The 25,911-nt window shown below is 43.5% G+C and carries 22 protein-coding genes; 14 read left to right on the top strand and 8 right to left on the bottom strand.

The genetic code is table 11. The features are described from left to right. Nucleotides 1-140: 140 nt before the first annotated feature. A complete protein-coding gene (gene fadB / locus IE130_RS13010; protein WP_189586711.1) occupies nt 141-2,300 on the bottom strand; it encodes a fatty acid oxidation complex subunit alpha FadB in 2,160 nt (719 codons plus the stop codon). Nucleotides 2,301-3,106: 806 nt separating this feature from the next. Between fadB and IE130_RS13005 the strand changes: the two genes are divergently transcribed. From IE130_RS13005 to IE130_RS12995, 3 genes are all read left to right on the top strand, one after another. Further along, nucleotides 3,107-4,204, top strand: a complete 1,098-nt coding sequence (locus tag IE130_RS13005) for a polyprenyl synthetase family protein (protein WP_189586708.1) — start codon at nt 3,107-3,109, stop codon at nt 4,202-4,204. Between the two features lie 70 nt (nt 4,205-4,274). After that, entirely contained in the window at nt 4,275-5,093 is an 819-nt protein-coding gene (locus IE130_RS13000; RefSeq protein ID WP_189586704.1) for a DUF72 domain-containing protein, read from the top strand. A gap of 164 nt (nt 5,094-5,257) precedes the next feature. Then, nucleotides 5,258-6,427, top strand: coding sequence for a metal-dependent hydrolase (locus IE130_RS12995; protein WP_189586701.1), 1,170 nt, complete (start codon nt 5,258-5,260; stop codon nt 6,425-6,427). On the opposite strand, the gene IE130_RS12990 is transcribed toward IE130_RS12995, so the two are convergent. Continuing rightward, nucleotides 6,424-6,609, bottom strand: a complete 186-nt coding sequence (locus IE130_RS12990) for a hypothetical protein (protein ID WP_189586698.1) — start codon at nt 6,607-6,609, stop codon at nt 6,424-6,426. The genes IE130_RS12995 and IE130_RS12990 overlap by 4 nt on opposite strands. Before the next feature lie 90 nt (nt 6,610-6,699). On the opposite strand from IE130_RS12990, the gene IE130_RS12985 reads away from it, so the two are divergent. Together IE130_RS12985 and IE130_RS12980 are read left to right on the top strand one after the other, a co-directional pair. Further along, entirely contained in the window at nt 6,700-7,836 is a 1,137-nt protein-coding gene (locus tag IE130_RS12985; protein WP_189586695.1) for a PIN domain-containing protein, read from the top strand. Between the two features lie 252 nt (nt 7,837-8,088). Beyond that, nucleotides 8,089-8,829 (top strand): SDR family oxidoreductase, encoded by a 741-nt coding sequence (locus IE130_RS12980; protein WP_189586692.1) that lies wholly within the window; start codon nt 8,089-8,091, stop codon nt 8,827-8,829. An 88-nt stretch (nt 8,830-8,917) separates the two neighbouring features. Here the strand turns inward: IE130_RS12980 and sodB are convergent, their stop codons facing one another. Beyond that, nucleotides 8,918-9,547: a superoxide dismutase SodB gene (gene sodB, locus IE130_RS12975; RefSeq protein WP_010200680.1), complete on the bottom strand. Its 630-nt coding sequence runs from the start codon at nt 9,545-9,547 to the stop codon at nt 8,918-8,920. A 540-nt stretch (nt 9,548-10,087) separates the two neighbouring features. On the opposite strand from sodB, the gene rdgB reads away from it, so the two are divergent. From rdgB to IE130_RS12950, 5 genes are all read left to right on the top strand, one after another. Beyond that, nucleotides 10,088-10,750, top strand: coding sequence for an RdgB/HAM1 family non-canonical purine NTP pyrophosphatase (rdgB, locus tag IE130_RS12970; protein WP_227676220.1), 663 nt, complete (start codon nt 10,088-10,090; stop codon nt 10,748-10,750). A gap of 519 nt (nt 10,751-11,269) precedes the next feature. Then, complete coding sequence (gene tig / locus IE130_RS12965; protein ID WP_189586689.1) at nt 11,270-12,613, top strand: trigger factor; 1,344 nt, start codon at nt 11,270-11,272, stop codon at nt 12,611-12,613. Between the two features lie 391 nt (nt 12,614-13,004). Then, the gene (gene clpP / locus IE130_RS12960; RefSeq protein ID WP_026037287.1) at nt 13,005-13,700 is read left to right on the top strand and encodes an ATP-dependent Clp endopeptidase proteolytic subunit ClpP; all 696 of its coding nucleotides are present in this window, start codon (nt 13,005-13,007) and stop codon (nt 13,698-13,700) included. A gap of 116 nt (nt 13,701-13,816) precedes the next feature. Continuing rightward, nucleotides 13,817-15,094 (top strand): ATP-dependent protease ATP-binding subunit ClpX, encoded by a 1,278-nt coding sequence (gene clpX / locus IE130_RS12955; RefSeq protein WP_189586686.1) that lies wholly within the window; start codon nt 13,817-13,819, stop codon nt 15,092-15,094. Nucleotides 15,095-15,448: 354 nt separating this feature from the next. Next, nucleotides 15,449-16,465 carry an SDR family NAD(P)-dependent oxidoreductase gene (locus tag IE130_RS12950; RefSeq protein ID WP_189586683.1) on the top strand — a complete coding sequence of 339 codons (1,017 nt, stop codon included), beginning with the start codon at nt 15,449-15,451 and terminating at the stop codon, nt 16,463-16,465. A gap of 116 nt (nt 16,466-16,581) precedes the next feature. Here IE130_RS12950 and IE130_RS12945 read toward each other — a convergent pair whose 3' ends face one another. From IE130_RS12945 to argS, 3 genes are all read right to left on the bottom strand, one after another. Then, on the bottom strand, nt 16,582-17,676 hold the full coding sequence (locus IE130_RS12945) for a PTS sugar transporter subunit IIC (RefSeq protein WP_189586680.1): 1,095 nt from the start codon (nt 17,674-17,676) through the stop codon (nt 16,582-16,584). A gap of 140 nt (nt 17,677-17,816) precedes the next feature. Then, entirely contained in the window at nt 17,817-18,632 is an 816-nt protein-coding gene (locus tag IE130_RS12940) for an SPOR domain-containing protein (protein ID WP_189586677.1), read from the bottom strand. A gap of 101 nt (nt 18,633-18,733) precedes the next feature. Further along, nucleotides 18,734-20,563 (bottom strand): arginine--tRNA ligase, encoded by a 1,830-nt coding sequence (gene argS / locus IE130_RS12935; RefSeq protein WP_189586674.1) that lies wholly within the window; start codon nt 20,561-20,563, stop codon nt 18,734-18,736. Nucleotides 20,564-21,120: 557 nt separating this feature from the next. Between argS and IE130_RS12930 the strand changes: the two genes are divergently transcribed. After that, on the top strand, nt 21,121-21,339 hold the full coding sequence (locus IE130_RS12930; RefSeq protein WP_010200696.1) for a DUF2788 domain-containing protein: 219 nt from the start codon (nt 21,121-21,123) through the stop codon (nt 21,337-21,339). Nucleotides 21,340-21,448: 109 nt separating this feature from the next. Here the strand turns inward: IE130_RS12930 and cmoB are convergent, their stop codons facing one another. Further along, complete coding sequence (gene cmoB, locus IE130_RS12925) at nt 21,449-22,492, bottom strand: tRNA 5-methoxyuridine(34)/uridine 5-oxyacetic acid(34) synthase CmoB (protein ID WP_189586671.1); 1,044 nt, start codon at nt 22,490-22,492, stop codon at nt 21,449-21,451. Between the two features lie 50 nt (nt 22,493-22,542). After that, entirely contained in the window at nt 22,543-23,340 is a 798-nt protein-coding gene (gene cmoA / locus IE130_RS12920; RefSeq protein WP_189586791.1) for a carboxy-S-adenosyl-L-methionine synthase CmoA, read from the bottom strand. Nucleotides 23,341-23,602: 262 nt separating this feature from the next. Here cmoA and msrA point away from each other — a divergent pair, with 262 nt between their 5' ends. From msrA to IE130_RS12905, 3 genes are all read left to right on the top strand, one after another. Then, the gene (gene msrA / locus IE130_RS12915) at nt 23,603-24,124 is read left to right on the top strand and encodes a peptide-methionine (S)-S-oxide reductase MsrA (RefSeq protein ID WP_189586668.1); all 522 of its coding nucleotides are present in this window, start codon (nt 23,603-23,605) and stop codon (nt 24,122-24,124) included. 174 nt (nt 24,125-24,298) lie between these two features. Then, the gene (tmpT, locus tag IE130_RS12910) at nt 24,299-24,967 is read left to right on the top strand and encodes a thiopurine S-methyltransferase (RefSeq protein WP_189586665.1); all 669 of its coding nucleotides are present in this window, start codon (nt 24,299-24,301) and stop codon (nt 24,965-24,967) included. Nucleotides 24,968-25,036: 69 nt separating this feature from the next. Further along, the gene (locus IE130_RS12905; RefSeq protein WP_189586663.1) at nt 25,037-25,750 is read left to right on the top strand and encodes a DUF1499 domain-containing protein; all 714 of its coding nucleotides are present in this window, start codon (nt 25,037-25,039) and stop codon (nt 25,748-25,750) included. Nucleotides 25,751-25,911 lie beyond the last annotated feature (161 nt).

Genomic DNA, 25,911 nt, shown 5'->3' with positions numbered 1-25,911 from the left:
ATTTGCACTCGATTTCCTTGTGCTAGCATTAAATGAAACTCACTATAATCGTACGTTCACTATTGGAGACGATTCATGTCTCAATTGCTCTTAGCCTAAATAGCAAACGTACGGCACTTCATCCTAGTAGTGACTGCCTATTACGCTGTGGCGTAAAAGGTCTCGCCTGCTGCTGCCATGTCGCGAATCTTTTGCGGCGCTTCATAGGCTTTGCCAAGATGGGCGTATTTTTCACACAATGCCAAGTAGTTATCTAGACCCATTTGGTCGACATAACGGCAAGGACCACCGCGGAATGGCGGGAAACCAACGCCCATAATCATCGCCATATCAGCTTCAGATGGCGTGCTAACGATATTGTCTTCTAGGCAGCGTACGGTCTCATTACAGAAAGCCAGCATAGTACGGTCGATAATCGCTTGATCATCAAAGGTTTGCTTTTCACTATCTGTCGTGGTTTTGAGTAGCTCATAAGTGGCTTCGTCAGCAACTTTCTTTGGCTTGCCGCGCTTGTCCATTTCGTACTTATAGAAACCAACACCGTTTTTCTGACCTAAGCGTTTGTTTTCATATAAAAGCTCAATCGCACCTTTATAATCAGGCTTCATACGGTCAGGGAAGCCTTCTGCCATGACTTCTGCACCATGTACACCCGTATCTAGACCAACGACGTCGATTAGGTAAGCAGGACCCATCGGCCAGCCGAATTTTTCCATGACTTTATCAACATGGACGAAATCAGCACCTTGCTTAAGCAGCAAATCAAAGGCACCAAAGTATGGGAACAATACGCGGTTCACAAGGAAGCCTGGGCAGTCATTCACGACGACAGGCACTTTGCCCATTTTTGTGGCCAAAGCAACGGTCGTTGAAATCGCTTCTTCAGATGACTTCTCACCGCGAATAACTTCTACTAACGGCATACGGTTTACTGGGTTAAAGAAGTGCATACCAACGAAGTTTTCTGGACGCTCTAACGCTTCAGCTAAGAAAGTAATAGAAATCGTTGAAGTGTTTGACGCTAGGATACAATCGTCTTTTACTAGACCTTCTACTTCTTTAAGAACCGCACGTTTGACGTTCGGATTTTCTACGACCGCTTCGATAACGATGTCAGTCTCAGCAAAGTCACCATAGTTAAGCGTTGGACGGATACGGCTTAAGGTTTCGCCCATTTTTGCTGGGGTCATTTTGCCGCGATCGACCATTTTGCCTAGTAACTTGCTGGCTTCGCCCATACCAAGGTCTAATTGCTCAGACTTGATGTCTTTCATAATGATTGGCAAGCCTTTGCTGGCTGCTTGATAGGCAATACCGCCACCCATGATACCAGCACCTAGTACGGCGGCTTCATTGATTTCGTGTGCTTGCTTGCTGTGCTGCTTCGCTAATTTCTTAACCAATTGATCGTTTAAGAATAGACCAACCAAGCTTTCTGCTTGTGGAGTTTTCGCCGCTTTTGCAAAATAGGTCGCTTCAACGTCGATCGCTTTGTCACGTGATAAATTCACATGCTTTTCGATTGCTTCGATCGCGAGCGCTGGTGCTGGATATTGCTTAGGATTTGCTTTGGCAAAGATCATACCTTTAGCACTGTTGAATGCCATGGCTTGCTCAAGCTGATTTAGCTTAACAGGCACCAATTTCTCTTCACGTTTCGCTTTCCAGTCAAGCTCACCTGAGATACATTTTTTGACCAAGTCAATGGCTGCATCTTGCAAGTCATCAGCAGGAACCGTCGCGTCAACCAAGCCTAGCTTTAGTGCTGCCAATGCTTTCTTTGGGCTACCAGTCGCGATAAGCTCAAGCGCATTGTCGATACCAATGATACGCGTACTACGAACCGTACCACCAAAACCTGGGAAGATACCTAGCTGAGTTTCTGGTAGACCGATAATCGCTTTGTCACTCATGACACGGTATTCACAAACCAATGTCATCTCACAACCGCCGCCCATCGCCGCACCATTAATGGCAGCAACTTTTGGAAACGGCAAGTCTTCAAAACGATTGAAAGCGTCATTAACATGAACGACCCAATCTTTGATCTCGCTTTCTGACTTTTTGAAAGAACCGACGAATTCTGTGATGTCAGCACCAGCGATAAACACGCCTTTCGCCGAAGTTACGATAAGACCTTTTACGTCATCAGCTTTTTCTAAAGCGGTGACGGCTTCACCAAACTGCTTGTTGGTTTCGGCATCAAACTTGTTCACGCTCTCATTTTCGGCGTTGTACTGCATGTTGGCGATGCCATCCTCTAGCATTGTCACCGTGATGCGATTTCCTTGGTATACCATCTGAAACTCCTTTCTATATAACGAAAGCTACGTTTTAAATTAAAATAAATAGCCAGTTACTGTTAGTAAAATGGGTAATAGCACTGTGCGCCTGTTGTGTCATAAAAACCAACACAGAGTCTACGCACGAGTGAAGATGTCTTTATTATCTAGCGCTCATGATGATGCACTTATTTTGCGTTTCTTACATGACATCATATGACACTTCATTTATATAATTTCTTTCAAGGTGCTGCTGTTGCAAGTGTTGATGTTATAAATATTGACTGAGATATGGTGCGATATGAGGCATCGACGACCAAATAACCTGAGTAAAAACCTATTGCCATCGTCACCAGATCATTTTCACGTCAATTAGTGTAGGGGATTATGCCCCTCACTGTCACAAGCTAATGCCATACTCGCAAGTCACTCTTAAATCGCTTGTAGGCATTTACCTTACGCTAAAAGTTATTTAGTGAACAACTGTATACTTAGTTATCGAATTGAATCACTAACTTAGATAAACAATGAACCTAATCTTGAATGAGTACCATCTCAAAGATGGTAGACCGTTGGTGCTATCCGATTAATTGTACCTCGCTTAGCTTGCTCTTTTATCAGAACATATTCAACCAATGAGTGAAATCATCTGTGCGTAACGAAATCTTGTTGTTATCTTTCGGCTGAAGTGAGCCTTGTCCCAAACAGACCGCAACAGAAAAATGCCAAAAATAATCGATTGATACTCTGTCACACATAAGCAATATAATCGTTCATGCTACACTAACGATAATTTTATTACTCCTCTGATAAATGGTTGGATTATGACTGTTTCTTCTACGCTAAGCGTTATGCCTAATAGCTTTAAGTCTTTTAATCGCTCTGACAGCAGCACCGATAGCAATGCCAATAATAGCACCAAGCAATTCCATAGTGCTGTGCGCGCGCAATTAGCCAAAGATATCGATGTGTTGTTTGCTTATGCCCAGTTACCAAGCCCACTGTTGGATGCTTGCCGTTATGTGATGACGGGTCAAGGTAAATTGGTGCGTCCACTGCTGGTCGCCAGCGCCTTTGCCAACGTGAATGATCACAGTGATAAGAGTATTGATAGTAAGCTTGATACAGATACGGCAGTCAGCGATGAATTAGCATCGTTATTAGAAAACGACTCAGATTATGATATGGCGCGCCGTGCCGCGTTGGCAGTAGAGCTGCTACATACCTATTCGTTGGTGCATGATGATTTGCCGTGTATGGACGATGATGACCTGCGCCGCGGTCAGCCAACGGCTCATATCGTCTTTGAAGAATCGACCGCCCTACTCGCCGGTGACGTATTACAAACGCTAGCTTTTGAAGTATTGACCGCAGAGCTGCCTACCTTTGCGCCTTATGACTCAGATATTGCCAGCCAGCTGCTCGCTATATTTGCGCCGCGTGCTAGACGTATGGTCTCCGGTCAAATGCTAGATCTCAATGCAGAAGCCAGTGATAGCATTTCACAAAGCGATTTGGAAGCCATTCACCGTGACAAGACTGGTGCATTGATTGAAGCGGCCATGCTCATGGGCGGCATCTGTGCTGGCGCGACGGCTCCGCAGCGCATGGCACTGCAAGAGTGTGCTCAGCATATTGGCCTAGCCTTTCAAGTTCAAGACGATATTTTAGATGTGACCACCAGCACCGATACGCTGGGCAAACCTGCCGGCAGCGATGAAAAACTGGACAAGTCTACCTATGTGAAATTCATGGGCGTTGATAAGGCGACTGACTATGCGCAATCGCTGTTTAATGATGGGCGTGCTGCCATCATTCGTGAAATGAGTAGTCATGAACTGAGTAGTGAAAACGAAAAAACAGATACAGACAACGACGCACTACTGGCACTAATTGAGTGGCTATGGTCGCGTAAGAAATAGTTTAGTGAATAACCGAAGACAAAAGATATCGTAGCAAACTTTATTACCCAAACGGCAGTGAGTGGTCAACATGGACAGTAACCCTACCCCGCGTATCTACCTTGGCACTGGTGGCTATAGCGATACTGACATGCTCGGTACGCTGTATCCTGCTGGCACCAAAAAGACGGACTTTTTACGTGAATACGCCAAGCAATACGGTGCGGTGGAGATTAACAGCAGCTTCTATGCACCTATTGGACAAAAAGCTTTTACCGGCATGGTTAATAAAGCTTATGTACAAGCCGACAGCGAGTTAAAGTTCGCCGTAAAACTGCATCAAGACTTTACTCATGCACGCAAAGGCACTGCCGAACACGCACAAGCATTTTTGAATGCCCTGTCTCCGCTTATCGAAGCAAATGCTTTAGCACCCTTGCTACTCCAGTTCCCGCATGGCTTTGATCGTACTCGCGAGCATCGTCTCTATCTAGCAGAGCTTGTCAGTTGGTTTCAAGATTATCCTCTCACCATTGAGTTTCGTCATAACGCTTGGCACACGCCGCAAGTGGTCGATAGCTTTCGGCAGCAAGGTCTCATTTGGTGTAGCGTTGATTATCCTAAGGTCAGCGGACTGCCGCCGTCACGATTGATATTTACCGAACGTACTGGCTATCTGCGCATGCACGGCAATAACCTAAACTGGTGGGATGCGATGAGCGCAGCTGACCGTCATGATTATCGCTATAGCGAAGCGGAGATGCAGGACTGGGCGCAAGCGATTGCCAATCAGCGTCAGCACTTTGATACGCTGTATATCTTCTTTCAGAATACCGTCAATGCGCATGCTTATTATAATATTGCGATGCTGCGAGAGGCGTTGACGGCGCATAACTTTGACGTTTTATAAATGCATAAATATCGTGCGTAGGGTGCGCGCGGCGTAACCCACCATTTCAAAACTTCAATTAAAAGATCAAGCTATGTAGTGCCGCCCCGCGCATTACGTAGACTAAATTTTATCACTTCTCAAACAGCTATCATGAACCCTTATTAAAGAGCCTATTACTTCTCATGGATTCACTCAGTCAAATCGTCTTAGGCGCTAGTGTTCAAGGCGCTATCCTCGGCAAACACCAAGGACGCAAAGCTTATCTCTATGGCGCAATGCTAGGTACCTTGCCTGATTTGGATGTCTTAATAAATTATCCTGATCCCATCAGCAATATGACGTACCATCGTGGTTTTAGTCATTCATTAATCGTCCTGACGGCAGTCGGTATCGTAGGCGCTTTGCTGATTAGCCGCTATCATGCATGGCGCAACATGCCACTACCTTACTCTACTATGCGCTTGGCAATAGCCATGACGCTAGCGCTCACGACCCATCCAATTTTAGACAGCTTCACAGTCTATGGCACGCAATTACTGTGGCCGCTACAAGAGTCTTTATCGCTGACGCCTTTTAGTATTGCCTCGATGTTTATCATCGATCCGCTATATACGTTGCCACTGCTCATCGCCATGATTATAGGGCTGATAAAAGGAAGCAAGCTTGGTGTTTTTAAAACTGCTGTATTAGTCCACTGTCAACGGCTTGCCATTTGGATGTTGGTTATCAGTAGTGGCTATTTGATGCTTTCGTTAGGGTTAAAATATTACGCGCAAGACAAAGCTGAGCAAACCTTAACAGCTGCCAAAATAGACAATATAGCCCGTATCAAAACCATGCCTGTCCTACCTACTATCCTAATGTGGCGTACGGTCGCTGAAGACGATCAAAATAGATTGATTGAAATACGCGGTAGCGTTTTAGACAGTCGCTTACCTGAGTATCGCTATCTGACGCAGTATGACAAGTCGCAGACGCTACGTGCAAACTTACCAACCGCGAGCCAGCCCTATGCAAACAGGCTGGATTGGTTCTCTGGTGATTGGACAGGCTACCGAACGCAAACGATGCTTGATGACGCTGTTGAACCGAACAAACAAGACATCCAATTGGTCGTTGATGACCTACGTATGATGGCAGGCGACACGGCGTTCTTTAGTTTTGTATTGGCAAATAAAACAGGACAAGGATCACCATGGCAATCGATTACGCCTCTAGATGCACCTATTGTCAAAACGGATGGTGAACCTGAATTATCGCGCATTGAACTGGTGAAACAAGGGTTTGTGAGAGTGTTCGATGAGTCGGTTGTGGATAACGATGCTGGTTGGGTTTTGGTTGATAGAGATTAGTGCTTACTAAGATTAAAAATGTCTATAGCGTGTAAGATACGGACAATACCTGTCAGCGTCAGTACTTTGATACACTGTATATCTTCTTTCAAACCACCACTGAAGCGCATTTTTATTATAATGCTGCGATGCTTAGAGAAGCGCTGAGTAGGTTTGGGTTTGAGGTCATTTAAATCCAACATATTACACCCATGCAATTAAATACTTGTTCGTTAAAAGTATAAAGTTTAACCTTTACTTCAAATACTTTGAAAAGAACCTAAGGACAGAGAATGGATTCTGATGAAGATAAGGAATATGATGCAATCCTCGTAGATACATCTATTTTTGATAGAAATGGTTTGAAATTAGAGAAAGGCTGGTTAGGAAAATTGACCCAGTTTAAAGATAGCAATATATACTATATTTTACCCGATGTCATAAAAGGTGAAATTGCAAGTCATTTAGAAAAAAAAGTTAAAAGCTCTAGAGCAGCCTTAATAAAAGCTCTAGACGATGCTGGAGACCATCTATTCTTTGATGGTAGTGAACTTAATGATGCAAAATCAACATTAACCGATAGTAGAGAAATTGAAGATATTTCTGCGAATCGTCTTGATAGGTTTATAACGAACTCAGGCGCACTAGTACTTGAATGTGGCAATTACGTAACAGTATCTGAACTCTTACAACAATATTTTGAGAACAAATCACCTTTCGCAGAAACAGGCAAAAAGAAAAACGAGTTTCCTGATGCGATCATACTTTTAGCTACAGATAAATGGGCTAAAGAAAATGATATTCAAGTTTTAGCTGTTGCTCTTGATGGTGACTGGAAAGACTACTGTGACACGTCAACTAATATTGACTATATTGAAGACTTTGCAGACGCACTAAGTAAGTTCAACAAAGCAACAGCGCCATTCGCTTTCCTACATCTTTTAACATCAAAAATAGAAAGTGATGATGATGAAGCAAAAGTATTTATTGATAAAATTAGAAATGAAGTTGAGCTCTATTTTAAAGATTTTGTTCCAGATCAAGAAGCAGATTCTTATCATCATTGGGAATCTGATGGATGTCATGGATGGTTAAGTAATTTCGAACTAGTTGACCATAACTTTAAAATAGTAGCTCACGGGGAAAACTATCTCGTCTTAGAAATGAATTCTATTATCTCAGTTGAGGTAGAAGGCGAATTCTCTCTTTCACACTATGACTCTATAGATCGTGATTATGTTGGAATGGGTGCGATTGTAACTACTACTGAAGCACAATTTGAATCTGAAATATTAGTCACTGTCTGTGGAAATTTAAATGGTGATTTATCAGATGTGGATATTGAAGAAGTAGAAGTTGTAAACCCTATAACTTCAGTTGATTTTGGTACGTTAGAGCTTAGCTACCGTGATCGTGATGAATATGATTAAGGGTTGATTAGTGTCCTTTTTTCAATCAAATACTTAACTGTTAAAGATTACTCTTCAACGCCAACATCCTCATCTTTATGCTTTGCATCTGCGTAGACACAATGGATAAGCTTATCCTAAAATAATTATACGTAACCGCTCTACTCATTGTCTTCGCACACTGGTAATGTCTGTACCGTTAATTAAAAATCATCAGACAAAGTGCCATAATAGTCATGCTGATATTTATCCACCATAATAGAGAGAATAATAATGAAAACACTAAAAAATAAAGTCGCGATTGTAACCGGTTCATCAAAAGGAATCGGTGCACAGATAGCCATATTGCTAGCATCAACAGGGGCGAAAACGGTCATAAATTACGCAAATGATGACGCAGCAGCCAATGATATCGTCAGCCAAATTAAATCGGCAGGCGGTGAAGCCATCGCTGTGCAAGCCGATGTTAGTAATGCCAAGCAAGTCGAAGCGATGTTCGACACCACCATCAGTGAATTTGGCAAGCCAGATATCTTGGTAAACAGCGCAGGCATAATGATCAATAAACCCATTGCCGAGACCACAGACGAAGACTTTGACCGTATATTCTCTATCAATGTAAAAGGCACGTTTAATACATTGCGTGAGGCGGCGACTAAACTTAATGACGGCGGCCGTGTTGTAAACCTCTCAAGTACGACTACTCGTATGCTGCTACCTAGTTACGGCACCTACTGTGCTACCAAAGGTGCAGTCGATCAGCTGACCAGAATCTTCTCTAAAGAGGTTGGCACGCGAGGAATTACGGTCAATGCAGTCTCTCCCGGTCCTACTGATACCGAGCTATTTCATGAAGGTAAAGCAGATGATACGGTAGAAAGACTCGCTAGCATGTCACCGTTTAACCGTATCGGTGAACCAGTCGATATCGCCCGTGTGGTGGCATTTTTGGTGAGTGAAGAAGCCGCTTGGGTCACAGGGCAAAATATCGGTGCTAACGGCGGTATCGCGTAATATCGTTGTTCTATTAAGAACTATTAAACAAAAAAAAGGATACCTCGCGGTGTCCTTTTTTATCAATCAAATACTTAGCTGTTAAAGCTTATGCTTCAACGCCAGCATCTTGACCTTTATATTTTGCATTTGCGTAGTCCCAGTTCACTAGCTTGTCTAGGAACGTGTCAACGTAGTCAGGACGACGGTTACGGTAATCAACATAGTACGCATGTTCCCATACATCACAAGTCAATACAGCGACTTGGTCATGTGCAAGCGGGGTGTCAGCGTTAGCTGTTTTGGCGATTGATAATTTGCCGCCAACTTTATCAGCAACTAGCCATGCCCAACCTGAACCGAACTGAGTCAATGCTGCGTTTTTGAACTCTTCACGGAACTTGTCATAGCTACCGAAATCTTCTTCGATTTTAGCTTTTAGATCACCAGTAGGTTCGCCACCGCCGTTTGTAGGCGTCATGCAGTTCCAGTAGAACGTGTGGTTCCATACTTGGGCTGCTTGGTTGAACATACCTTGCTTGCTGTCATCTTTAGCAGTCGCTACGATGATTTCTGGCAACGTTTTGTCTTCTAGACCAGAACCTGGTAACAAGTCTTTTAGCTTGTTTACATAAGCGGCATGATGCTTGTCATGATGATACTCTAGCGTCTCGGCACTGATATGTGGCTCTAGCGCGTCTTTTGCATATGGTAGGTCTGGCAATGTAATGTTTGACATAATTATTTTATCCTTGCTGTTTAGCCGTTAGTTTATAAAAAATTATTATAGAGATTGAATTTTACGCTATTTTTACACCGCAAAAAACACTATAAAATAGCGGACTAAATTGGCTGAGTTTATTGTTAGAAATGAATGTTATCGCTTGATACATGTTACTGCTCAATACAATATCACGTATCATTATGAATCCAAAATTAACCTAGCGGTTACTGCTTGCTGTTATTCTTTGCTTAAAAGCCAAGTGTTTGACTCTATAAACTTTTATTAACTTAATATTCACAAGCTATAAGATATAACTCACTGTAGCTTGGCGAGTATTATAGCAACAATGACCAATAATATCAGTTACCAAATGTTATAGACCGTACAATAAGTATAGCGATTGGCTATGTATCAGCAGAGAGCCTAACCTATCTTAAAGAGATAAATGATAGGTCAAATATGACTATTGAACAGGTTTATGGCAATACTAAAAAAACGCCAAAAAGCAAAATTATATTAACCTGACTCTACATAATTATTTAACGGAAAGACACTATGACCAACACGAGCACCTTCGACACGCCCCTACATGCGACACAATCAGCACCAATTACCCAATGGGTGCTCGCCAGTAATAACAAAGGCAAGCTGGCTGAGTTCAAAAGATTGTTTGCTGAAGCAAATCTAGAGGTGACCATCATCCCGCAAGGTCAGCTCGATATCGAAGACGCCATCGAAGACGGGCTAAGCTTTGTAGAAAATGCCATTATAAAAGCCCGCCATGCTAGCCGTATCAGCGGATTGCCTGCTATTGCTGACGACTCAGGACTGTGTGTGCCCGCACTTGGTAACGCACCGGGCATCTACTCTGCTCGCTACGCTGGTGAGCATGGTAACGATAGTAAAAACAATGCCAAGCTCATTGCTGACTTACAGCCTATTCGTACTGAGCACGCTAACAAGCCTATTAAAGGATTATTTGTTTGCGTACTGGCGATGGTGCGTCATGCCGATGATCCATTACCAATCATTGCCCAAGGATTATGGCATGGCGAAATCTTGGATACGCTACATGGTGAAGGCGGTTTTGGGTATGACCCATTATTTTGGTTACCTGACTTGCAAACCAGTGCGGCCAGTCTGAGCGCTGCTGATAAAAACAGTATCAGTCATCGCGGTCAGGCCATTCAGCAGCTATTGGCGCAGCTGCCTTTATAAGCAACTATAGTCAAGTCTATATAAATCAGCTTGTATCGTATTTGCTCCACTTTAAACCAATACGACTAGACTCTATATAGATAAGCTAAATAGAACATCGAGCGCAAAATTATGAACGGTGCGTGACGTGCAACTAACGTGGTAATTTTTGAGTGAACAAACGGCAAACAGATAATTTTTACTTTAATAATCAGATAGATTATACTGTTCTACTTTTAAAAATTTTGTCGAAAACCGTTATATGTCTGTATAATTCACCAAAAAGCGTTATTATGCGGTGCATTAACGGTTTATTATTGATATTTGATAGCATTTACAACCTCAGCGGTTTTATATTTTGTGCTGGCAGCGATTGCTACTGACACTGATATGGACGTTGCGGGCTATCATTATCCCCTATTTATTCCAACGGCAATCCGTTGTACACGCCCGTATTTTGAGGCTCGGTTTGTCTATTACCATTTAATCCTAAGTACTGCTTAATTTTAAGTACTATCTAATCCTAAAGGTGTAATTAACATGGCTACAGATTTACAAGTCACAACCAACAAGCTATCTAACAAAGAAACCCAATTGACAGTTAAAGTACCTGTCGAAAAAATTCAAAACAAAGTCGAAGGCCGTATTCGCCAAGTTGCGAAAACTGCCAAGATTGACGGTTTCCGTAAAGGTAACGTCCCTATGTCACACATCCGCTCTCAGTACGGTGCTGGCATTCAACAAGAAGTTATCAACGATGTGATCCGTGATACCGTTTTTGAAGCGATCAAATCTGAAGACATCCGCGCTGTTGGCATGCCTAACATCGACGACGTAAAACTTGAAGATGATTTCTTGGTTTATCAAGCGACTGTTGAAATCTTCCCAGAAGTTGACGTACAAGGTATCGATGAGATCGAAGTTGAGCGTCATACTGCTAAGGTTGATGAAGCTGACGTTGACACCATGATCGAAAACCTACAAAAGCAACGTGAAGAATTCGTTGAGAAAAAAGGCATGGCTGCGAAAGACAACCAAGTGACTTTTGACTTTGAAGGTTCTATCGACGGCGAAAAATTCGAAGGCGGCTCTGCTGAAGACTTCAAATTGGTTATCGGTAGCAACCAAATGATTCCTGGCTTTGAAGCGGGTATCAAAGGCATGAAAGCTGGCGAAGAAAAAATCATCGAAGTAACTTTCCCAGAAGATTACCAAGCTGAAAACCTAGCGGGTAAAGAAGCTCAGTTCAAAATCAACGTAAAACTGGTTGAAAAATCTAAGCTACCTGAAATCGACGATGCGTTCCTTGAGCTATTCGGCGTAAAAGAAGGCGGCGTTGAAAAACTAAAAGACGACGTACGCAAAAACATGGAACGCGAAATCAAAAACGCTGCGCGTAGCCAAGTTAAGCAAGCGACTTTTGATGCATTGCTAGAAAAGAACGAGTTTGACGTACCAAACGCTATGCTAGAGCAAGAAATCGAGCGTCAACGCAACATGATGATGCAACGTTTTTCTCAGCAGTTCGGCTCTAACGCTGAAAGCTTCGATAAAGACATGCTACCAAATGAGCTATTTGAAGAGCAAGCGCTACGTGCTGCCCGTCTTGGCATCATCGTTGCTCGTGTTATCAATACCAAAGGCTTAGAAGTAGATCAAGAACGCGTTGAAACGTTCATCAAAGAAGCCGCTGAAAACTACGAAGATCCAAGCGAGGTAATCGAGTACTACACCACTGATAAGCAGCAGCGCGCTAACATTGAGTCTGTGGTACTAGAAGACCAAGTGGTTGATTATCTAATCGAGCAAGGTAAAGTAACTGACAAAGAAGTTAGCTACCAAGACTTGCTAGCTGCTCAGCAACAGCAGCAGCAAGCGATGTAAGATGATGCTCTGATTATTCATCAGTGTCGTCACATCAGCGCTAATCGGTAACCATGCTTGAGCGATGCCCTAACATTTTGTTGGGGCATTTTTATTGGTAGCTTATGTGCTATCTTTATCCATACTTTATAGCAGCTCCCCTTGATAAATCCATATAGACGCCTTATTAATAGGGAGTCATTTATCGTTTGTCACATTAAAACGTTACTATTGCCCCCATAAAAAAGTTACCATTGGCTCAATTATTTTTAGCGACATCTGGCGCTTATTATTTTAGCCAGTTAGTATTATTAAAAGATGGCAACATTTACAATGATAAGCATTAATAAAAGCTTGGCTGTTCGCTAATCTCTATCTCTTTATTTTATGTACTTATAAACAGGACATCTCTATGACAGATTATGATCGTATTACTGCTAACCCGCATTTTGATATGCTGATGAGTGCGCACAATACTGCTCAAAGCGCGCAACACACTCAAAGCGCACCTCAGGCTGCACTAGTGCCTATGGTTGTAGAACAATCAGCACGCGGTGAACGCTCGTTCGATATTTTCTCACGCCTATTACGTGAACGCGTTATCTTTTTGACCGGTCAAGTCGAAGACCATATGGCCAACTTGATCGTCGCACAGCTATTATTTTTAGAAGCTGAAAATCCTGATAAAGATATTCACTTGTATATCAACTCACCAGGCGGCTCAGTAAGTGCTGGTTTGGCTATTTTTGATACCATGAACTTTATCAAGCCTGAAGTATCGACCATTTGCATGGGCGGCGCGTATAGCATGGGTTCATTCCTATTGGCAGCTGGAGAGAAAGGCAAGCGTTATGCCCTAGCCAATGCTCGAGTGATGATTCACCAGCCATCAGGTGGCGCACAAGGTCAAGCAACTGATATCGAAATTAATGCGCGCGAAATTCTAAAAACTCGTGCACGTTTGAATAAGATATTAGCTGAGCGTACGGGTCAGCCAGTAGAAAAAATTGAAAAAGACGTCGAGCGTGATTATTGGTTGGATGCCGAAGAAGCCAAAGAATACGGCTTGGTCGATGCAGTATTAGAGCGTCGCCCTGCTTCTTTATAATTACTGCATAAGAGCACAAGCTTTGATGAGCATCAAAAGCCTGAACGTTATGCGTTTTGGCTTTGATGTCAAAAATCAAAATATTTGTAAGTTTTAAATTTTAGGAGCGCCTTTATATGGCAAAAGATAAAACACCGCATTGCTCTTTTTGTGGCAAAGAAAAAAGCGAAGTAAAACAGCTAATCGCCGCTGATGATGCCAATATCTGTAATGAGTGCATCGAATTGTGTACCGACCTCATTGCAGATACCGACAATGATAATGACGATGCTGATAGCGAGATTGATACCTCTTGGGTCAATAAAAAGCTACCAACGCCAAAAGAGTTGCGTGCCAAGCTCGATGAATATGTCATCGGACAAGATGCTGCAAAGAAAGCACTGGCGGTCGCTGTTTATAACCATTATAAGCGTCTAAAAGTCAGTCAGACTTTAGCCAATGACAGCAAAAAATCTAAGATTGGCGCTGACGATGCCATGGTTGAATTGGCTAAGAGTAACATCTTGCTAATTGGCCCGACAGGCTCTGGTAAAACGCTACTGGCACAAACCTTGGCTCGTCTACTCGATGTACCTTTTGCGATGGCGGATGCGACTACCTTGACTGAAGCAGGTTATGTGGGTGAAGACGTTGAAAACATCGTACAAAAGCTGCTACAAGCGTCAGATTATGATGTAGCTAAAGCTGAGCAAGGCATCATCTATATTGATGAGATCGATAAAATCAGTAAGAAAGGCGACAACCCTTCTATCACGCGTGATGTATCAGGTGAAGGCGTACAGCAAGCCTTGCTAAAGCTTATCGAAGGTACGGTTGCTGCTATCCCGCCGCACGGTGGTCGTAAGCATCCACAGCAAGAGCTGATTCAAGTCGATACCAGTAACATCCTTATCATCGTCGGTGGGGCGTTTGCCGGTCTTGATGCGGTGATTCAGCAGCGTACAGAAAAAACCGGTATTGGCTTCAATGCTGATGTCAGCTCAAAAGACGATAGTAAACGTAGCTCAGATTTGCTACAGCAAGTCGAGCCAGAAGATTTAATCAAGTTCGGTCTGATTCCTGAGCTGATTGGTCGTTTGCCAGTGCTCGCTGCCCTAAAAGAGCTTGATGAAGAAGCGTTGGTGCAGATATTGACGGAGCCAAAGAACGCCTTGGTTAAGCAATATAAGTACTTGTTCGATATGGAAGGCGCTGATATTAGCTTTACCAAAGAAGCGCTTGATGCGATTGCCAAAAAAGCAATGGCACGCAAAACGGGTGCTCGCGGTTTACGCTCTATCGTAGAAAATGCTTTGCTTGATACTATGTATGAGCTGCCATCTATGAAAGATGCGAAGACCGTGCTCGTCGATGAGGAAGTGATTAATGACGGCAAAACCCCTGAAATTGCTTAATATATAGTTCAATGATGACAGCTAATTACTTAATTGGCTGTCATCAAAAAAAGCGTCTGGCATTATGCTAAGACGCTTTTTTTATGTCTATTTTTTGTCGCCTCTGTCTGCGCAGGCACAGCAAGCAAGAAAAATTGATATCAGCAATGCGTGATGGTTCGATATTGCTTTTCACTGATTATAAGTGGCTCAAAAAATGACAGCAGCGTTTATCAATCGCAGGCAGCTAACCTTATAAACCATGCTAAGGTAGAGGTTCTATTTATGCTTTACTCTCAGAGTCTATGCCCAGTAAAGCTAAGGCCAAATGCACTATCTAGACTCCATCACCGATGATACAAAGGACTGTTTATCATGCTTAACAACGTTACTTCTATAGCAATCTCCCTGCGTCAGCACCTACCTTTTTCTGCTAATAAAGATCATGATATTGCCCCTTATTATCGCAATCATGTTGCCGCCATTACCGGTGCAGGATCTGGTATGGGTCGCGAGCTTGCCATTCATTTAGCACAAATGGGCTGTCATGTCGCGCTCTCCGATATCAATCCCGAGCAATTAGCACAAACCAAAGAACTGCTCGTCGGTTATGATGTCAAAGTCACCATGACCGTACTCGATGTCTCAAACAATAAAGCGGTGCAAGCATGGGCAGACGACGTCATGAGCGATCACGGCAAAGTAAACTTTATCTTTAACAATGCAGGCGTAGCGCTTTATTCAACCGTAGAAGGCAGCAGTATCGATGAGCTGGAATGGGTCATGGATATCAATTTTTGGGGCGTGGTCTATGGCACCAAGGCATTTTTACCCTTAATCAAAAATAGCGTTAAAGAAAGCGAATCGACTAAAAATGGTAAAGACAGCAAAGCACGCCAATTTACTGAGCACGGTCATATCATTAATATCTCAAGTCTCTTTGGTTTGACCGCTCAGCCTTCGCAATCTGCCTATAACTCTAGCAAATTTGCGGTACGTGGCTTTACCGAAAGCCTGCGTCAAGAGCTGAATATTCAGCGCTGCGGCGTCTCAGCCACTTGCATCCATCCAGGTGGCATCAAAACCAATATCGCCAATAGTGCGCGTGGTAATGACAGCATCAGTGACCTCGGCATGCGGGGTGGCAGCAAAGCGATCAGTAGTTTTAATAAATTTTTAAAGTTCGATGCCAGTGAAGCGGCTTGGATTATTCTGCAAGCCGCCGCGACCAATCAGCCACGCTGCTTGATCGGTAACGATGCCAAAATAATCGACGCCGTACAGCGCGTGTTTCCATCAAGCTATAGCAAGATACTGAATGACGTCCATAAGCTATCACGCAAATTCAAAGGCAAGAAACCTGCCAGAACTGGTGCTCGTAAATCGGCCTAATCGCTATAAGATTCAGATAAAGATAAAGACAGTCAAAAAAGCCCCGCTACACTAGCAGGGCTTTTTTGATTTTTAGCCTTATCGTAATATCGAAAAGGTCAAATAGTCCTTGAGGATTAAGGCAGTTTCATATCACCATCAACTAACCAGCCCAGCCGGCGCATCATATAAGCGACGACGCCAGCAATCAGTGCAGGCAATACGAACATCAATAAAATAATCGCTGTCCATAACTGAGCGCTACTCATAATCTCTTGTGACGCTTCAATGACCCCAAACACCCCGACCAGTCCAGCAGTGCCCATACCCGCGCCTGTCGCTGTACACGCCAAGCCAAAGCCTACTGTGGCGATAGGACCGACGATGGCACTAGCGACAACAGCAGGTAATAAGACCACAGGTTTTTTTAACACATTGGGGATCTGTAGCATACTCGTGCCTAGACCCTGAGATATCACACCGCTAATCCCATTATCTTTAAAACTGGCAACCGCAAAGCCTATCATATGCGCCGCACAACCAACCACAGCAGCGCCACCTGCTACACCACCAAGTCCAATCGCGATACAAATGGCAGCGCTTGAAGTGGGCATTGTCAGCAAAATACCAACCACGACTGCGATAACAATACCCATCAGTAGAGGCTGTAGCTCAGTAGCCGCTTGAATACCTTGACCAATAGCAGCGACAGCCGCAACGATAGGCGGATTAAGCAAGGCGCAAACTGCCAATGCGACGGCACAGACCAATAATGGCACTAGGAGAATATCAAGTTTGGTCTTGCCAGCGACCCAAGTACCAGCGCGATAGGCAAATACTGAGGTCAAATATGCGCCAATAGGATTGCCGGGCAAAGCCACGAATGTCGCCGGTCCACCCACTTGCGGGGTAAAAAGCGTGCCCGCCATCAACGCTTCAGAGTGCGCACCAAGCATCCCTGCGACCAAGCAGCTGAGCATAACCAAAGTCGGTGCTTTGAGATAATACGCAATGCCCACACCGATGCCAGCCCCCATTAATATAGAGGCCAATTTCCCGACTGCAATGAGTGCTGGCATGTCTAACCAACCACCGATTTGTGAGATGATCAGACCAGCAATCAATGTGACAAATAGCCCTAAAGCCATACCAGTAAAGGCATCGATGAAATACTTTTGGAAAAATGCTTTTATCAAGCCGTTAGGCGGTGTTGCTGAGTGAGAGACAGTCATAGCCACGCTCTTTATGAAATTTTTGATGAGAGATAATAAACCAACAGAAAAAATAACTTTGCCAAAAAACAGAGATAAAAAAAACGCCATTGCGACGCTTTTATTATTAATAAATGAGTATGGCAGCTATTAGGCGCAACTTAGCGGCGCTGCTCAACAATAATAGAATCAATACCATTATTTTGTAGGCGCTGCTGAGCAGTAGTGACTGCTTGACGGTTATTCATTGGGCGCGAAATAACCTGATAGATAGGCAAGCCATTGCCCGTGGTGTTTTTGACCACTCTCGCATCTACACCTGCCATCAACACTTGGGCACGGCGGCGATCGGCTTCATCAGCATCACCGAAGCTATTAATCTGCAAGATATAAGTCGCTGCAGGCTTCGCAGGTTGAATACTAGCCGTACTCGCCCCTGCGTTATTGGTACGGTTTGCTGTATTGCCGTTAGCTGGTGCACTATCATAGGTAGCGTCTTCTTCAACGATAACAATATCATCGCTATTATTGCTCGTGCCAGCATTGCTACCACGGCTCGGCTCGATAGAGGTGCTTTCAGAAATACCGAAGTTACCCGTATCATCATTGCGACTGGCTGAGTTGTTCTCTGGTTGAGTAACGACGACGTCCGGTTCAAAAGCACCGATACTACCCAAACCATCATTACCTGTCTCACTGATATTTTCATCAGGAATAGTGGCCATCTCTTGATTGGGCAAGATATCGTAGAACTCGTAATCGCTATTATCAGTGTCAGTATCGATGCGAGGCTCTACCTGACGATCAGGATCATTGCCGGCAGTGCTATCAGCGGGGCTGAAATCGAATAATGGCGAAAGGTACAAAAACACCCCAATCATTAAGGTCAATACTGCCCCGACAAACATCCATAATAAACCTGATACGCTACTTGATTTGCGCTTTTCGGTCGCGCCTTTAGGTTTTTTGGCTAGCATGGATCTCTTTCTCCCTACTGAATCTATCATTATCGAATTATTGCTATCGGTCGCCTATACTCATTCTACATGTTAGAAAATTACCACATGTTAGAAAGACACTACATGCTAGACGGTGCGGATAGCCCTAATAAACTAAGCCCATTGGCCAATACTTGGCGTACTGCTTTAGACAAACGCAGACGTGCTTGCATCAATTCAATCTCTTCCTGACTTGGTGTTTCGCCTGAAGTTAAGCTCACCGGCAAAATACGATTGGTATCGTACCAGCCATGGAATAGCGCTGCCAACTCTTTTAGATAGTTGGTCAGTACATGCGGCTCATAGCCTGTCGCTGCACGTAACAGTGTCGCTGGATATCCTGCTAGCAGTTTAATCAGCTCATCTTCATTGGGTGCACTAAGCAGATTTTGATGCGCCAAACCAACGGCATCATCTACTGTCAAACCATAGGTTGCCAGTTTTTCTAATACGCGGCAAACCCGTGCATGCGCATATTGAATATAATAAACCAAGTTGTCTTTGCTTTGTGATTTGGCAAGCTCTAAATCAAAGTCAATATGCACTTCAGGCTTACGTGCCACATAATAGAATCTCGCAGCGTCATTACCGACTTCTGCACGCAGCTCGCGCAAGGTAACAAACTGACCAGAACGCGATGACATTTGTACTTTTTCACTACCACGCCATAGCGCTACGAATTGTACCAACACCACATCGAGGCGTTTTGCATCAATTCCCAAAGCTAATAAAGCAGCTTTTACCCGTGGCACATAACCATGGTGATCCGCGCCCCAAACGTTGACGACTTTATCAAAACCACGATCAAACTTATTTTTATGATAAGCGATATCAGAAGCAAAATAGGTAGATTGACCATTAGCACGGCGTACCACACGGTCTTTTTCATCGCCAAAGTCGGTCGATTTAAACCAAATATTACCGTCTTTTTCGTACAGATAACCTTTGTCATCTAAAACTTGTAGTACTGGCTCAATCTCGCTATCGATCGATCTTTCGCTAAACCAACACTCGTAACGCACACCAAAGTCAATCAAGTCGTCTTTAATATCAGCCAAAATACTGCTCAATGCGGCATTTAAAAACAGCTCATAGCCCTCACCAAGCAATGCTTTACTATTGGCAATCAAACCATCGATATGGGCTTCTTTATCACCTGATAGCAAAACTTTTTCGCCGTCGGCATTGATTTCAAACTGTGCATCTTCTGGCGCATCTTTAGCAACGTCTGTAAAGCGATGCACGTAGCTTGTGCCATGCTGTACTTTTAGCGTTTCTGCAATATCACTGACATAGTCGCCTTGATAACCATTAACGGGAAACTGTATTTCCTCGCCGTTGGCTTCTAGATAACGCAGATACGTACTGGTCGCCAAGATGTCCATCTGCCGACCGGCATCGTTGACATAGTATTCGCGGGTGACGTCATAGCCAATCGCTTCTAGCAGGTTTGACACGCTCATGCCAAATGCAGCACCGCGACCGTGACCGACGTGCAGACTTGACGTTGGATTGGCAGAGACGAATTCAACTTGAATTTTTTGCCCTTCAAACTGATCACTTAAGCCAAAACGATCTTGTAAGTTAAAAATATCGTCTAACACTGCAAATTTGGCTTCAGCGTTTAAAAAGACATTGATAAACCCTGGCCCTGCGATTTCTATTTGGCGAATGTCTTGATTTTCAGGCAAGGCGTTGACGATTTTTTCGGCAAGCTGGCGTGGATTAGCCTTGGCAGCTTTGGCAGCAGTAAGCGCGATATTACTGGCAAAATCACCATGGCTTAAGTCTTTCGTACGGGTGATTTGGCTGTTGTTTTGCCAGTCAGCAGGTAGTGTGCCATCGGCTTGTAAGGTATGAATAGCATCGTTGAATAGTGATGCAAGTGTATCAATTTGGGCTTGTGACATAAGGATTTGAACTCAGTTAAATAAACAACAAAAACGGTGTAAAAATGTGGCGAATGCGAGCAGTCGATAACTGCCCATTATAATAGCGACCGACATTGCAAGGGATAAAATAGTACAAAAGGATAAGTAACCTGTAAATATAACAATCTTTGCGCTTTATTGCACCATTTGCACCAAAATTAGCACTAAAATCTTACGGTTATAACAGTTAATGCGAGTAATTTATGCAGTTAAAAGGCCTACCTATGCTATCGTTCATGATAAATCCCAAAGAGACGGTATAAATAGGCTGCGATTTAGGATGGGCAATGAACAGTTAGCCCTGCTAATTGTAGCGTTACTGTTGTCGACTCATTAGCATCAGTTTATACCCACTTGCTTCCGCGTTATAATGATGCTTTGTATTTTTCCCTTCTATTTAATTTTCATTTATTGTTTTATTTATTACTGCTCATTATTTGAGGGTGATACGCTTTTCTTAGGGCGATTTCTATCAAAGAAACCATAGAATGATAGCGTTAAATAGACGGTATGTTGCCACTTTATAGGATTATGCCATGTTTGCCATTGCCGCCAGTACCGTCACCAGTTGGGGACTATACGTATTATTACCTATATTCATTGCGTTTTTATTCTTTATTGTTTGGGATATCTCTAAAAAGTCTGAAGCTGGGCGAGCAGGTACTTTTTGGATTTTCTTGGCGCTGGGTGCGGGCTTTGTAGGATTTTTACTCAAGATATTATTAGAAGTCGCTTTTAAGAAGTGGCTCATTTAATTCGGGCATATCTTCACCTTCCAATGATGGGTCATAAACACCTAGCTTGTTACTAAGGTTAGCAATGACTTGTGCAAGAGATCTATTCATGGCAGATACTAATAGCGCTCTACCTCTTGGCAATCAAGGTCGCGCGCATTGGTGCTGGATACCCTTCCATGGTCTTAGTCGAATCATTGGGATCTAGGAAGTCTGCTAGCGAATGATAGGTCATCCACTCTGTTTTACGCTGCTCTTCCGTCGAAGTCACTGCCACATCCACGCAGCGCACGTCTGAGAATCCTACTTTTTCTAGCCAACCAATCAATGCTGCCACTGATGGTAAGAAATACACGTTATTCATCTGCGCATAGCGGTCGTGCGGTACGAGTACGGTATTGGCATCGCCTTCGATGACCAACGTCTCAAGCACTAACTCACCGCCTTTGACGAGCTGACCACGTAGCTGCTGTAAATGCTCAAAAGGTGACTGACGATGATAAAGCACGCCCATGCTAAACACCGTATCAAACAATTGGCTGTGCGCAGGCAACGCCTCAAGCGGTACGGGAATATAGTGCGTCCTATAATTATCGGCATTACCCATAAAGTGCCGAATCGCCATAAACTGATGATAAAACAAGCATGACGGATCAACGATAATGACCGTCTCCGCTCCTGCCCCTGCCATGCGCCAACCATGGTAACCAGAACCACCGCCTACATCTAATACACGACGGCCTTCTAACCTACCCAAATGCGGCGCCACTCGTTGCCACTTCCAGTCACTGTGCCATTCGGTATCAATTTTTATAGCTGATTCATCATTACCGATCTGACTGCCAATTTGACTACCAATCTGAAAAGGCCCTTTACGCCACGGCATCAATTGCTTTAGTAGTGCCATTGTTTGTTTGCGCTCAGACTCATTAAGTCTCGCGTCAATCGTCAATGTATCACTGTTTAGATCGACGTTGTTGACGGTTAGTATTGGCAAACGAGCGACTGACGCTTGGTAGGCAGGCGCATGCGCATAGTTAGCTTTGTCTTTGATCGCATTTAACCATGTTGGTAATTGCTTAAGCCACTCATAAGCGCTCGGCTGCTGTTGCGCCAGCTCTAGTAGGGTTAGATATAATTCGCGTTCGGCGTTGATGATAGTGTCGTTGAGCATAAAAGCAGGTTACCGTATTGATTGAAAAATAACTGTATTAAAGATAAGGATTATTTAAACGCCACCACAGAGACAAAGTTTAAAAACTGAAACCACGTCAGATGACGCTCAAATCCAACATCACTCAAGCGTGCATGATGCTCATCTAAGGTATCCGTAATGAGGACATTTTCTAGCGCATTACGCTTGCCGCTAATTTCCATCTCGGTATAGCCATTGGCGCGTTTAAAGTCGTAATAACGCTCAACCAACCACGCATCATATTGCTCATCAAATGCATGGGTCTTTTCGGTTAGCACTAATATGCCGCCTTCGCTAAGCACATTATAGATATTCTCTAATACCGCAACTCTATCTGCTGCTGGTAAAAACTGTAGCGTTAAATTCAAAATCACCATATCGCATGGCTCAAGCTTGACGTCGCGAATGTCAGCAGTGATGACTTCGATGTCATGCTCAGGATAATTCTCACTCAATAACGTGCTTGCTTCCGTCGTCATCGCTGGTGAAATATCAATCGCCTTAATCTGTAAGTCTTGCGCCTCAAATTCGCCTGCCAAGGTCATGCTCGCCGCGCCAAGGGAGCAACCCAAATCATAGATGCGACTGACACGTTGACCATTATCATCCTGCTGGCGATATTTGCAATGACGACGAGCAAAGATAGGCAGCATCGCGAGCACTTGACCATAACCAGGCACACTGCGACGAATCATATCAGGGAAACAAGCCACCACTTGCTCATCGAAAGAAAAGCGCGCTGCTTTATCGAGTGGCGTGGTGAACGGTTTGTCAAATAGGGTGTCATGTTTGATAGCAGACTTGGATTGGCTCATGGTGCGACTCATTTTTGGATAATAGAACTTAAAGTAGGAAATAATTACTTTCATGCTTGTCATTATTTAGTTAAAAGCTGCTCAACGTAGCAAAAGCCCATTATAACATTACTGTTTGTTACTTATCGCGGTCAGATGCCCTGCTAAGCTGATTAGGTAGCGCTAAGGGTAATAAATTCTTCAAAGCAATAAGTCATTGAAAAATGACGCCATTGCATCCAAATAAAGACCTTAGCCCATCTCTATAACAACATCTATAATAATAGGAAAAATTATGCAAACCATTATATTAGGCGGTGGCTGTTTTTGGTGCACCGAATCAGTATTTTTATCTGTAAAAGGCGTGCAATCTGTCGTGTCAGGCTACATGGGCGGTGACGCGGTATCTGCCAACTATGAGGCAGTCTGTAGTGGTACGACAGGACACGTTGAAGTCATCAAGGTTGAGTTTGATGACTCTATCGTCCCGCTAGAAGTCATCCTAGATGTTTTCTTTGCCACTCATGATCCCACCACCATGGATCGTCAAGGTAATGATGTCGGTAGCCAATATCGCAGTGTGGTGTTTTACACCGAAGAAGATCAAAAACCAACCGTCGACCGTACCATTAATAAATTGCGTGATATGGGTGTCAATGTGGTCACAGAAATACATCCTGCTGTTGAGTTTTATCAAGCAGAAGAAACCCATCAAGACTTCTTTAATAGAAACCCAGGACAAGCTTATTGCAACTTTGCGATACCGCCAAAGCTTGCCAAATTGCGTAAAGAGTTCAGTAAATACATGGTGAGCTAAGCAAAACGTTGAATAAGAAACTGCTGAAAAAGCATAGTTTTTAGAGCAAATTTTAATCATAGCCAAACGCTTATCTCATAGGTGTTTGGCTTTTTAATACCTTTAGCATCATCACCCAAAAGATTATTATAAAAATAACTAATAATATAAACCTTAACCAATAAAGGCGAACGTATGAACCCTGAATTTTGGCAAACGCGCTGGCAAGAGAAACGCATTGGTTTTAATCAGTCTGAAGTTAATCCGTTATTAACGAAGTACTTTAACCATTTGAACGTGCCCGCTGGTGGTCGAGTATTTGTGCCTTTATGTGGTAAGTCGATCGATATGGCATGGCTAACAGCGCAGGGCTATAATGTCGTTGGCGTTGAATTGGTTGAGACAGCCGTGCAAGAGTTCTTTGCTGAGCAAAATATCGTGCCTACTGTATATCAACATGCGGATAATCCAATCATTAAATCCTATCAAGGTCAGCTGGCAGGACGAACCATCACGCTATGGGTTGCTGATATTTTTGCGCTATCGGCTGAGGATATTGGCTTTGTCGATGCGGTATACGATAAAGCGGCATTGATTGCCTTACCAGCCAATATGCGTGTGAAATATAGCGAGCAAGTGCGACAGCTTAGCGATACTGCTGATAAAAAATTTGCACCGCAATTATTAATCACGCTCAATTATGATCAAAATAAAAAGAATGGACCGCCCTTCTCCATAAGTAACGAGCAAATACAGCAATACTATGGCGAGCACTATCAAATTAACGAACTGATAAATGAACCTGCTACTATTGGCTCCGCACCTGAGCTAAAAGTCACTGAGCATATTTGGCTGTTGAATTAAACATAAGCTTAATTATCACAGTGACTCAATAGTGATTAAGCGACGATTAAATCATAACGGAGAAACCTAATGAAAGTTCTAGTTAGTCTCGTAAGCTTAATCGCTTTTTTATTGGTGGCGTTACCCGGTCCGCTTTATAAATATGGCGTCGTCGATTTGGGTACCGCCTTTATAGGATTTAAATTCGGTGTGTTTGCTGGAATTGCCGCCCTTATCTTGCTCGTTTTACAAATGATATTTAAACGCAAAACAGTGACGCTTGGTAGCACGGTAATAGCGCTGCTACTGTCGACTATTGCCATAGCTATGCCGCTTAGCATGATGAATAAAGGCAAAAGTGTACCGCCTATTCACGATATATCGACCGACCTGATCAATCCACCTAAGTTTGAGGCCATTGCCCCACTACGCGCTGATGCGCCAAATCCAATTGAGTACGCAGGTGAAGCAACTGCAAAACAACAGCGTGACGCCTATCCGGATCTGCAAACCTTGAGCTATACACAATCACAATCTGAATTGGTCAAGGCGACCGAACAAGCCGTCAATAATTTAGGCTGGGAATTGGTAAATAGCGATGCGGATAAAGGAATTGTCGAAGCGACAGATAGTACGATGTGGTTCGGCTTTAAAGACGATGTTGTCGTACGTGTAACGGATAACGGCAGTGAGCGTCTACTCGATATCCGCAGTAAGTCACGGGTTGGCGGTAGTGATTTAGGTAAAAATGCAGAGCGCATTCATAACTTTATTAATGAGTTGGATGGGGTTTTGGGGGAGTAGTTGGGTTTTAGTGAAAATAAAGATCTACTAAGATGCTAGGCATTTTGACATTAGACGTTTCCGTCAAAAACCCTCTCCTAACCTCACACCAACGTCCATTTATAGTAACTGAGTGCTTCGATACCTTTTCTTTACTATTTAGATTGGTTACTCTAAGTCCA

It is taken from the genome of Psychrobacter glaciei (genome assembly GCF_014652895.1).
In the GTDB taxonomy this organism is placed as follows: domain Bacteria; phylum Pseudomonadota; class Gammaproteobacteria; order Pseudomonadales; family Moraxellaceae; genus Psychrobacter; species Psychrobacter glaciei.
The sequence above is the reverse complement of the archived record's forward strand: the minus strand, read 5'-3'. Positions and strand labels throughout refer to the sequence as shown.